Annotated in this window: 9 protein-coding genes and 1 pseudogene; 5 read left to right on the top strand and 5 right to left on the bottom strand. The window is 42.6% G+C overall.

The window, feature by feature from the left end:
• Positions 1 to 3 precede the first annotated feature (3 nt).
• Both JMV76_RS09400 and JMV76_RS09395 read left to right on the top strand, forming a co-directional pair.
• Positions 4 to 519: a hypothetical protein gene (locus tag JMV76_RS09400; protein WP_201502500.1), complete on the top strand. Its 516-nt coding sequence runs from the start codon at positions 4 to 6 to the stop codon at positions 517 to 519.
• Between the two features lie 145 nt (positions 520 to 664).
• Positions 665 to 1,192 (top strand): cytochrome b, encoded by a 528-nt coding sequence (locus JMV76_RS09395; protein WP_201502499.1) that lies wholly within the window; start codon positions 665 to 667, stop codon positions 1,190 to 1,192.
• Positions 1,193 to 1,301: 109 nt separating this feature from the next.
• Here JMV76_RS09395 and minE read toward each other — a convergent pair whose 3' ends face one another.
• From minE to JMV76_RS09370, 5 genes are all read right to left on the bottom strand, one after another.
• On the bottom strand, positions 1,302 to 1,592 hold the full coding sequence (minE, locus tag JMV76_RS09390; protein WP_055124765.1) for a cell division topological specificity factor MinE: 291 nt from the start codon (positions 1,590 to 1,592) through the stop codon (positions 1,302 to 1,304).
• A complete protein-coding gene (gene minD / locus JMV76_RS09385; protein ID WP_045444058.1) occupies positions 1,592 to 2,407 on the bottom strand; it encodes a septum site-determining protein MinD in 816 nt (271 codons plus the stop codon). Before minD ends, minE begins: the two co-directional genes overlap by 1 nt.
• A gap of 450 nt (positions 2,408 to 2,857) precedes the next feature.
• Complete coding sequence (minC, locus tag JMV76_RS09380; RefSeq protein WP_201502498.1) at positions 2,858 to 3,721, bottom strand: septum site-determining protein MinC; 864 nt, start codon at positions 3,719 to 3,721, stop codon at positions 2,858 to 2,860.
• Between the two features lie 126 nt (positions 3,722 to 3,847).
• On the bottom strand, positions 3,848 to 4,909 hold the full coding sequence (locus tag JMV76_RS09375; RefSeq protein ID WP_374190055.1) for a hypothetical protein: 1,062 nt from the start codon (positions 4,907 to 4,909) through the stop codon (positions 3,848 to 3,850).
• A 326-nt stretch (positions 4,910 to 5,235) separates the two neighbouring features.
• A complete protein-coding gene (locus JMV76_RS09370; protein WP_201502497.1) occupies positions 5,236 to 6,198 on the bottom strand; it encodes an acyltransferase in 963 nt (320 codons plus the stop codon).
• A gap of 355 nt (positions 6,199 to 6,553) precedes the next feature.
• Here JMV76_RS09370 and JMV76_RS15180 point away from each other — a divergent pair, with 355 nt between their 5' ends.
• The 3 genes and pseudogenes from JMV76_RS15180 to JMV76_RS09355 all read left to right on the top strand — a co-directional run bounded on the left by JMV76_RS15180 (position 6,554) and on the right by JMV76_RS09355 (position 11,118).
• Positions 6,554 to 7,207 (top strand): OmpA family protein, encoded by a 654-nt coding sequence (locus JMV76_RS15180; protein ID WP_055124860.1) that lies wholly within the window; start codon positions 6,554 to 6,556, stop codon positions 7,205 to 7,207.
• A gap of 490 nt (positions 7,208 to 7,697) precedes the next feature.
• Positions 7,698 to 9,158 (top strand): imelysin family protein, encoded by a 1,461-nt coding sequence (locus JMV76_RS09360; RefSeq protein WP_201502496.1) that lies wholly within the window; start codon positions 7,698 to 7,700, stop codon positions 9,156 to 9,158.
• Positions 9,159 to 9,450: 292 nt separating this feature from the next.
• Positions 9,451 to 11,118: pseudogene (locus JMV76_RS09355) on the top strand (di-heme oxidoreductase family protein).
• The last annotated feature ends 9 nt before the right edge of the window (positions 11,119 to 11,127 follow it).

The following is an 11,127-nucleotide window of genomic DNA, read 5'->3' as shown; positions in this document are numbered from 1 at the left end:
TGTATGAAACAAATTTTGAAACATTCGTTTGAGGCAGTGAGTTTACTGACCACGAATAACGGTATGCTTGATGTCACTATTGTGCCAGCATTTGACCAACCTGACTGGCTTATTCCAAGCAGTCTGATTTTGAGTGTGGATGATTATAATGAGCGCACGGCAACCTATGAATGGCAGCAGCAAAAGGTAGTAGTATGTCATCTGCTACCACAGGATCAAATGCCAGATACCATGATTGTATTAGAGGGCAATACTGCCGATCATCGCTTAGCTTTACAAACGGCAGGCGAGCTGCACCAGCGACAAGTGCGTATTTCTGAGGTCAAAGATATTGACGTTCCTGAGCAATTTAACAGCCCTAAGCATGCCGATAATATAGACAGCGACAAAACAGCCCTACCTTTTGATGAAAACGTTATGCTATCCTATCTTTTCCAAACGGTTATGATTGATGATAAGGCTTATTTGGTGCCCGACTTAGACAAAATTGCGCATCAATTGGTCGATTTAGACAGTTAGCTTCTCGCTTATATCAGGGTTATTTTTCACTATCAGAGAAATAGGGTTACCAATTATTTTGATGATTGCTAATCGTTGAATGAGTGGCTGTTTTGTCTATAACATTGATGATAGATAATTAGTGATGAGGGTAATAGGACAGCTCATGAATAGTACCAATTCAAATATGTCAAAGTGGCCAGTCAGCAGCCGGATATTTCACTGGATCAGTGCAGTTTTACTGTTGGTTACGTGGATAATGATTCTGTTGTACGATAATCTGGATAACAATCTTTATATTGGGTTGCATAAAGCGTTTGGTATTAGTTTGTTATGTTGGATGATAGCACGGGTGCTTAATCGTGTATTTATTAAGGCGCCGCCACCTGTACCGATGCCAAAGTGGCAGTTATTAGCCTCTAAACTGTCGCATTTTGGCTTATATGCCTTATTAATTGCAATGCCAATAGCTGGTTTGCTGATGTCCGTTTATGGTGGACGCCCCGTCGATGTTTTTGGCTTGTTTCAAATCCCTGTATTTGTCACACCAGATAGAGGGTTGGCACGCTTTTATAATGACCTGCATACTGATATTATTTGGCCGACCATTATTGCCTTTACACTTATTCATATCGGTGCTGCTCTATATCATCAGTTTGTCAAAAAAGACAATTTGATAGCGCGTATAAAATAATGGTATCAAAATAATCGTAGGCTGCTATAGGTAAACCTACTATTTCATGCAATATAAAAAAGCCCTAAGTTATGATACTTAGGGCTTTTTTGTTTTTATAAGACAGCGCTTATTTTTTGTGTTCAGGTAGACTGATATTCATCTCTAATACGTCTAGGCTGTCCTCAGAACGATGATTGATATTCACATCATCAATCTGTACGCCATTGACATATTTGTTGACCACTTCTAAAATCTCACGTTTCATTTTTTCGATACGATCAGCTGTTAAGCGGTTGTTTAAGCGATTTTCGCTCGCGACGATAACCTTAAGACGCTCAGTAGCCATATTAGCGCTACCTGCGCTACCACTGTCGTCAGTACCAAATAGGCTACTCCAAAATCCTTTTTTCTTCGTCATCATTGACCTCCAAACCAGCGCTGTAATAGACTCTTTTTCTTCACGTCAATATGACGTAGTGGGCGTTCTTCACCTAAAAAGCGGGCGACGATGTCATCATAACATTGACCAGCAACTGAATCGGTATAATGAATGACAGGCTCACCATGGTTAGATGCTTCAAGCACTGAGTGACTTTCAGGAACAACCCCAAGTAACGGAACTTTTAGGATATCATTTGAAATGGTATCAATGTCCATCATCTCGTTGGCTGCTGCGCGCTCGGCATTATAACGAGTAATAATCAAATGCTCACGTACAGAGCCTTGGTTTTCTTCAACCTTTTTGGTCTGGCTTTGCAAGATACCGATAATACGGTCTGAGTCACGCACTGAGGAAATCTCAGGGTTGGTGACGATGATCGCTTCATCAGCATGATACATGGCGAGTTGTGCACCGCGCTCAATACCAGCTGGTGAATCACAGATAATATAGTCGAACTGTTTAGACAGCTCAGACATAACCTCTGCCACCCCTTCGTCTGTCAGGGCGTCTTTATCACGCGTTTGACTGGCGGGTAGGATATACAAGTTTTCAAGCTGTTTGTCTTTGACCAGTGCTTGCGACAAGCGTGCGCTACCAGTGATGACATCAACAAAATCATAAACAATTCGGTTTTCACAACCCATGATTAAGTCTAGATTACGTAGACCTACATCAAAATCGATAACGACTGTCTTATAGCCACGCAATGCTAAACCTGCGGCAAAAGAGGCACTTGTTGTGGTTTTGCCCACACCGCCTTTACCTGAAGTGATTACAACTATCTTCGCCACAATGGCACACTCCTATGAATCAATGGGATATCTTTTATATAAAAAAATAGCGCAATTGCACATTATTCACATGCTATATATACACTACCTGCGAAGGTAGCCTAGCATAAATAAACAAAAATTTATAGCACGTCCATAGTAAAGCAGAAAAACAGCTTATATATGGATCACAAAGCGTTGCTACCTAGAATTTGCTGGTCAATATTGCCTATTGTGAATAATAAAATAGACGCTAACGAGTAGTGTAGATAGTGGCAGAGCTAGCGATTCATCATAGAACAGTTTTGTTAAATAAACTTACTATAATATTAAGTGCGCTGTCTAAACGTCTACTGTTTGGATTTTCTAATAAACGTTCTTTGATAAGCGTCATGTATAATGAAAATCGGCTTAGCCTGTCTACATTTATAAAAATCACGGACGCATCTATTGTTGTTAACGGCAAAAGATTTAAGCGTCATCCATTACCGTAAATACTAAGCCTTCACCTTCTACAAATCTTACTTGTACAGATTTGTCAATCACGTGCTCAGGTAAGTTGTCTCGTAAGCAATAAGTTCCCGCTACTGACACCAAAGAAGGATTAAAAACTTGACAAAAAATACGAGCATCTTTGTCACCGGTAGCGCCAGCAACCAAGCGTCCTTGGGCACGACCGTAAACGTGCAAGCTGTTATCGGTAATCGCTTCCGCCCCGCTATTGACACTATTGGTCAAAATCAAATCACCGCCCACGTGATTCAGGCTTTGTCCTGAACGTAGCATTTGATCGTAAATTAGGCTGGTAATATGCTCAGCGCTCACCAATGTCTCTGCTGTGGTGGTTGCTATCGTTGTTTCTGTGTTTGACTCGCTGATGGCTGCAGTATCATTGGTGCTGTCTGAATTGGTGCTGTCTGAATTGATGCTGGCTGATTCTGTATGCTTATCATCGGGAGCTTTACTTATTTGAGTTGCAGCTTTCTTGCTGGGTAAGATGCGCTCAATACGTTTGCCATCAGCAGGGAAGATAGCCAATCGCTGCTCACGGGCTTGCGCATCTAGCGTGCCGGTCACGACGCCGATAGGCTGTAAGCCCCACGACCATAAAAGCTCTACCAATGCTGATAGATCTTGTTCGACCTCGCTATCAATGAGGATGGGGATGTTGCTAGACTTATTACTAAGCGTTGCGGCAAGCTGGGCGTCTATCGCACCTAAATCATCTGTGCTAAATTGCAAACGTGAAAAAGTCAGCATCTTGCCATAAAATGCCAATGCTGGTAATGCTGGCGCGGCGCTCGAGCCTTGGCTGTCGTTGTCTGAAACTGTCATATATAAATCCTCAAGAGATAATTCTGTCACTGTATTCACGGTGTTGTTTTTATTATCGAGTCATACCATTCATTTGCTTGCCAAGCCTAATGTTTTTTAGGTAGGGCGTGCTATTAGCAGTATGGATTATAGATGAAGCATCTCTTGATGCTTCCACTGCTGCACTTTTACCTGCGCTTCAAATTCTGTCAAACTGTCATCAATGATACTCGAAATCAAGGTATCTAACGCAGTATTATCCGTATCGATACTGGCAATGCCATTGGCAATTGCTACCATCAATGAATCGAGGCGTTCAGGGTCTAGAAGGCGTTTATTGAGTGCGTAAACGACGTTTTCACCTATATTGTGACCGATGTGTTGCAACTGTGATTCAATCAAGCTACCGGCAATCGGTATCATGCGTAGGTAGCGACGCAGCTCAGGCGTATTGGCCAAACCCTCTTCAATAGCATTGCCCATCTCGCTGGCTAATATACTGCCGCCACCTGATGATGCCGTCAACTCCTGTAGTTTTGGTGCTAGCTCTGTGCGCAGTATCGACAGCACCGCTGCCTCAATCTCGTTACGATTACGAGTTATCGTTGATTCAATAAAAGATTTATGCGTTTTAGGATCGGTCAGTTGCTGCCGAAAGTTTTGAATAGTCGTCAATATGACGCGGTCTGACAGCTCTTCTAATAATAAGTCGATATAGAACCTAATCCGATTGATCCATGGCTGCGGCAGCACTTGGTAACCAAGCTGGTATAAGCGTCGCCCAATGATGACTGCTCGGAATAAACGTAAGGCACGCAGCTGCGGAAAGCACCCCAATACCTCATACCAATGGACAAAAGGAAAAAAGAACCAGCGATAGTAGACGTTTTGTTTTATCGCAATCGACCAACGTAGCAGTAGCTCAAAGATCAAAAATAGGGTAAAAAACCCACCAGCGGTACGTAAAGGCTCATGTAAGGTATTTTGATACCAGTTGAGAGCATCGCTAATACTGAGCCATCCTGCGGCATTGCTACTAAAGCTACTCATCAAGATAGCATCAATACTAATCAATAATAGATCGATACTGATGGCAATAATCATCAGGATATCGTAAGTGAGTTTTAAGCGATTTGGCGTTGGTCGGTTTGGCGGTGGCAGCGTATTATCAGGCGGCTGATTGGATACAGGCACTGAGTCAAGAGGCAGGCTAGTAGAAGAGGAAGCGGGCACAGTCAAACCTTATAAATGATAAATAGCACGAAAAATAAGCGGCTCAAATAGTACAGGGCTATCAAGTCACTAACGGTCAAAAAGTCATGGGCTCATGACTATTCACATTATCAATGAATAGAGCCAAAAAACAACCCATCTTTCATTATAATTACGCATTATCATTTACGAGTTGGGATTTACAGTCAGCATTTACGAATCGGCATTTAGCATTCAAGTTTAAAACAACAGCGCTCAATCGTAGTTTTAAAACAAATTAAAGTAATTCACTGTTGTATGCCGTTGCTCTGTTAACGATGTCTCTAAGCATTCGGAGCTTTAGGGTTTGTTTCAAACTCAGCCAACATATCGGTAATACGCTGATCTTTTTGCTGCCAAATTTTCTCTACCCAATCAAACATTTGTGATTTTACCGCGTCATCATTTTCGTAACCACCATTTTTAATACCGTTAAATAATGCATCAGGCATCTCAATATAACGCACATCGACGCCCAAACGCTTGATGTTGCCTTTCCACAAATCACTATAACTTGGCACACCATCAGGATAAACGATGGTCATATCTAGCATGCCATCGATGTCTTCGCCTAGCGCGTTAATGGCTAAAGATAGGCCGCCTGCCCGTGGCTTCAATAAATGAGTATAAGGAGACTGTTGCTTTGCATGTTTGGCTTTGGTGAAACGCGTGCCTTCTAAGTAATTTAACAAAGTAAAAGGTTTGTCTTTTAGCAGGGCACAGGCGCGTTTGGCTTCTTCGATGTCTTTGCCTTGTAGAGCAGGGTTTTTAGCGACGGCTTCTTTAGAATGCCGACGCATCATTGGGAAGTCTAAAAAGTAAAAGGCTTGACCCACAATCGGAATGTAAATCAGTTCAAATTTGGTAAAAAACCGTGTCAATGGCAAGCGTTTTTCACTAATGTACTGCACGATACTGGTATCGACCCAAGACTGATGATTGCTGACCAGCAAATATTTGCCATTGATGTGAACGTCATCGGGTAAGCTGATGCGCCAATCTTTACGTGGCAACATGTCATCGATCAAGGCACTGTTGCTACTGATCCAATAAGTCGCGATTTTGATGACCGCTTTGTCTGCGATAGGAGCACCAGTGATGACTTTGCCGACACCCATTAACCATAAGGGAATACTACCACCGAAGCTGTTGGCTGCAATAACCCCAGTCGCTGTCGCAAGTGAAACGGCTTTGCCTAATTTAGGGTTGCGTTCGTGTATTTTTCGAATAGTAGATGTCAATCGCATGCTAAATCCTTTTCGGTCAGTCTTATTAGTATATAAATGATTCATTGCCAGTTTTATTGCACAATTTTAGCAGAAACGGTTCAGAGTGTACGAGTGTAAACGTGACTTGTGATAACACCTTGCGCTAATGGATAGTTAAAAGTGAGAACACAAACGTATCCAATCACTGTGAAAGTCTCATTAAATCATTCTGCACTTCTCATACACAGGTGTGACAAAATATTACACATGATTAGATTGTAATTGCCATAATAATGACGAGTGTATATTAAGCATGTAGATGGAATTAACAGAAAATATTTATAAAAAGCACACTTTGTTTGTCTATAATTTTTTAAACTTAAGAGGAAATATTATGCGTAATACATTAATGATTGCAGCAGTAGCGTCAGGTCTAGCTCTTAGCGGTTGTGCTACTGATCCAAACACTGGACAACAACGCTTGAACAAAACTGCCATTGGGACATTGGCAGGTGCTTTAGGCGGCGGCGCAATTTCAAAAGCAACAGGTGGTGATAACACAGGTCGTGATGCCGCGATTGGCGCAGCTTTGGGTGCTGGTGTTGGTTACTACATGGAGCGTCAAGCCAAGCAGCTTGAGCAGCAAATGGCTGGTACAGGTGTAACCGTTACGCCAAATGCGAACGGTAATATTGACCTAGTAATGCCAGGCAACATCACGTTCTCATTTGATGATGCGTCTTTAAACCCATCATTTAGACCAACGCTTGATAAGCTTGCATCAACGCTAAATGAATATAACCAAAACACGATAACGGTTGCTGGTCATACTGATAGCAAAGGTTCTGATGCTTATAACATGAAACTGTCACGCGATCGTGCTTATGCAGTAGCCAACTATTTAAGCGCACGCGGTGTGGCTTCTAGCCGTATCAATGTCGTCGCTTATGGTGAGTCTCGTCCAGTTGCGGATAACAGCACCGAGTATGGTCGTCAGCAAAACCGCCGTGTTGAATTAACCATCAATGCGCCAAACAACGTACGTTAATTCATACGATGGTTTAGCTGTCATTATAGTGTTAAAAAAGGTCAGTGATAAACTGGCCTTTTTTTATGCCTGATATTTAGATTTCAAATTTAAAATGATTTTAGGTATGAGAATTCCGTTAGTTTTAAATCAATTTAGAATATTTCTGATGCTTTCATTTATAAAACAATCGTTAGCTAAATGGTAATATTAATATTAATTAAATATTGATAATGATTATCAATAACACTATAATTTACAAAGCTTTGTTATTGTGGCGATACTAGGGTAGGTTGTCAGTTCATTTGAGGCTTTTCTAAATGGACTAAAAATAGCTAAACTTTGTCTAATAATGTCAAATTCTGGTCGATATTTTGATATTATGGGCACTGTTTTTCTCGTTTGACTGTCATTTATCTCATTTTCATCAGCATTATTTAAAATGAGGATATGCCCTAATGCTCTTTATTCAAAGCCCATTTTTCTTTTGCGATACTTTTTGAGGATATGTATGACGATTACCACAGTAACGAGCCGTAAGATTTTACCAACTACTTTAGCTGCTGCGCTTGCAGGGTTGTTAATGGTGTCGGGTTGTACCAAGCAAGCCAAGGAAGACACAGACTCTACCGCCGATACGCAAACAGCGGTGCAAGACACAACCGCTGCAGATACGACGAAACTATCAGCGGTTGATCAAGCTTATACCGATAGACTTATGATCAGCTATGCCAACATGGCGCATGCGGCGTATAAAGATTCGCTTGATACTGCTAAAGCCCTGCAAACGGCAGTAGAGACATATGTGACAACACCAACCCAAGCAAACCTTGATGCGGCAAAAGCGGCGTATAAAGCCGCGCGCCAGCCGTATTCGCAAACTGAGATCTTCCGTTTTGATGAAGGCTTTGTGACAGCCAATGATAAACGAGCTCTCGGTAGTATCGATGGTTGGGAAGGACAGGTAAATGCTTGGCCACTTGATGAAGCGCTGATTGATTACGTTAGTGATGGCTATGAAGGTGAATACAATAGCCAAGACAATATCATCAATAGCGATAGCATTACGGTCGGTAGTATCAAACAAGATACCAGTACTATCACTCCTGAGCTATTAGCAGAAATGAATGAGATTGGTGGCAGTGAAGCCAATGTGACGACCGGCTACCATGCGATTGAGTTTATGCTATGGGGACAAGATAACAACGGTGTTGGCGAGGGTGCAGGCAATCGTCCAGTGACTGACTATGTAACTGAAGCGGGTCAATGTACCAGTGGTGAGACGGTCAATGCAGATGCTGGTATATGTGAGCGTCGTGGCGCGTTCTTAAAAGCAGCGACTCAATTATTGGTTGATGATTTGACTGCAATGGAAGCTGAGTGGCAGCCTGAGAGTGAGAATACCTTACGTAGCGACCTGATGGCTCGCAAATACGATAATGGTCTACGCCAAATCATGTATCAAATGGGCAGCTTAGCATTGGGTGAGCTTGCTTCTGAGCGTATACAGGTTGCGTTTGTAACGGGCTCTACTGAAGATGAGCACGAATGCTTCAGTGATTTGACCCATCTAAGCTATGCCAACAATGCCCGTGGTATCCAAAATGTCTTTAACGGCAACTATAAGACAGTCGCTGGTAAGAGCGTCGGTGGTTATGGTGTTAAAAACTATCTAGTCGATACGAACAACAAAGAAGCTGCTGATAAATTGGCGACTGACTTTGCTAAGGTAGAAGCCGCCTTTAATGTGATTGTTGAAAAAGGTGAAAAAGAAGGCATCAAAGTTGATCAAATGATTGCCACCGCTGGTCAAGTAAGCAAACAAGGTATTTCAGCTGAAGAGCAAAATACCCGTCGTAGCTGGATTGAAAATAGTATCACTAGCCTACAAGAGCTGACAGCTGGTATCGAAAATGCGGCAAAAGCGGTCGGTATTGACAATTTAGATGCTGACGCAGGTTCGCAGTTTTAATTGCTCATTAATCTACTGGCTTAACAGCAAGCATAGCATTGATTGACATAGTATTGAGCGATAATGCCTGACAAGTCGTTATAAGCTAATGAGAATTATTTTCATGGAAAAATAATTTAGGTATAATACACACGTTGTCGACTACCGTTGGCAGCGTGTTTTTTTTACCATATTAAAATAGCCTGATAGGTCAGTACATCGCTGTACCTTATCGACTAGAAGTGAAACACTTTATAGCATGCGATTTTAATGGTTCTAGATTAGAACTAAGGTACTCTTTATGAACACCACGATGAACACCACAAATATCTTTAAAGCCAAAATCCCTACCTCTTTTTATGCGTCTTTTGTCAGCAAAACCACCCTGTTAAAGCCAACGCTTGGTATTCTGTGTGTGCTATCCCTTAGTGCTTGTCAGCCGACGGACAGTGTGTCTGATGATATTTCTGAAAACGAAAAATCTGCCATTAATAATGGTGACAACCCAACGCTAACACCTGAACGCCTCCAAACCATTGAAACGCTCGCTGGCGTACCAATGCAGCAATTGGCAAGCTTTGATCCGCAAGAGGTCAAGCAAGGTGGTGATACAGGAATCAGTATTAGCAGCGCTGAGAGTTACTCTAAACCTTCATCAAACTTGACGGCATCACGAAAAGGGCATTTTTTTATTGGTAATGCGTTTTTTCGTCAGCCGTGGGTGATTGCCCCTGCGAGCACTGACAGCCGCGATGGTCTGGGCGCATTGTTCAATGTTGCTGCCTGTCAGTCGTGCCATGTCAAGGACGGTCGCGGTCATGCGCCTATGACCAGTGATGACGATGCCGATAGCTTGCTTATTCGCCTTGCGATGCCAGCGACCTCCGATGAGCAGCGTCAGTAACTGCAAAACTCACTTATCGAAAAAGTCGTTCACCCTATGTATGGTGGTCAGTTACAAGATCGAGGTGTTCAAGGTGTGCCTGCTGAAGCCAGAATTGCGGTGCAGTGGACAGACAAGCTCGTTACTTTTGCGGATGGTCATATCGAAACATTGCGCGCGCCGACCTTTAATTTAACCAAACCGGGTTATGGTGCATTTGATGATGATTTGATGGTGTCGCCGCGAGTGGCTTTACCGATGATTGGGCTTGGATTACTTGAGCAAATACCGGATGAAGCGATTAAAAAACAAGCGGTTGATAATAAAAACAGTACGAATGGCGATATCAGTGGCAAGTTCAATTGGGTCATGGATCCACAGACTGGCAAGCATGCCCTTGGACGCTTTGGCTGGAAAGCTGGGCAAACTAAGCTGATTACTCAAAACCAAAGTGCTTTTAATGAAGACATGGGCTTGACCTCAAATATACGTCCTCATGAATCCTGTATGCCGACACAGACGGCTTGTATGAATGCGACAACTGGGGCTGATGAGCAAGGCAATGGCAAGCCGCCCGTTGAAGTCAATGATGAAGTGGCTAAGTTTGTGGAGTTTTATACACGCAATTTGGCGGTACCGCATCGGCGTGATGCTGACGATCAGCTAGTATTAGCAGGCAAAAAACGCTTTTATGATATGGGTTGCCAAAGTTGCCATACGCCAAGATATCAGTTGCCAAAAACCGACGATGACCATATTGAGCAGCATGGACAAGTGATTTATCCTTATACGGATTTGCTATTACATGACATGGGTGATGATCTTGCCGATCGCACGATTGCTGGGAAATTACCCGCAAAAAATATCCAAGTTGAGTTTTTAGCGAATTCTTATGAATGGCGTACGCCTGCTTTATGGGGCATTGGTCTGGCGCAAACGGTTGATCCACAAGCAACATTTTTGCATGATGGTCGCGCCCGTACGTTGATGGAAGCGGTGCTATGGCACGGCGGTGAAGCCCAAAAGCAACAGCAAAAAGTACTCAAACTCGACAAACAAGGTCGTTCTGAATTGAATGCGTTCTTACAGTCATTATAGAGATAATGT

Origin of the sequence: Psychrobacter cibarius (genome assembly GCF_904845955.1) — a bacterium.
GTDB lineage: Bacteria > Pseudomonadota > Gammaproteobacteria > Pseudomonadales > Moraxellaceae > Psychrobacter > Psychrobacter cibarius_B.
Note: the sequence above shows the minus strand (reverse complement) of the source record. Positions and strands in the feature narration are given on the sequence as shown.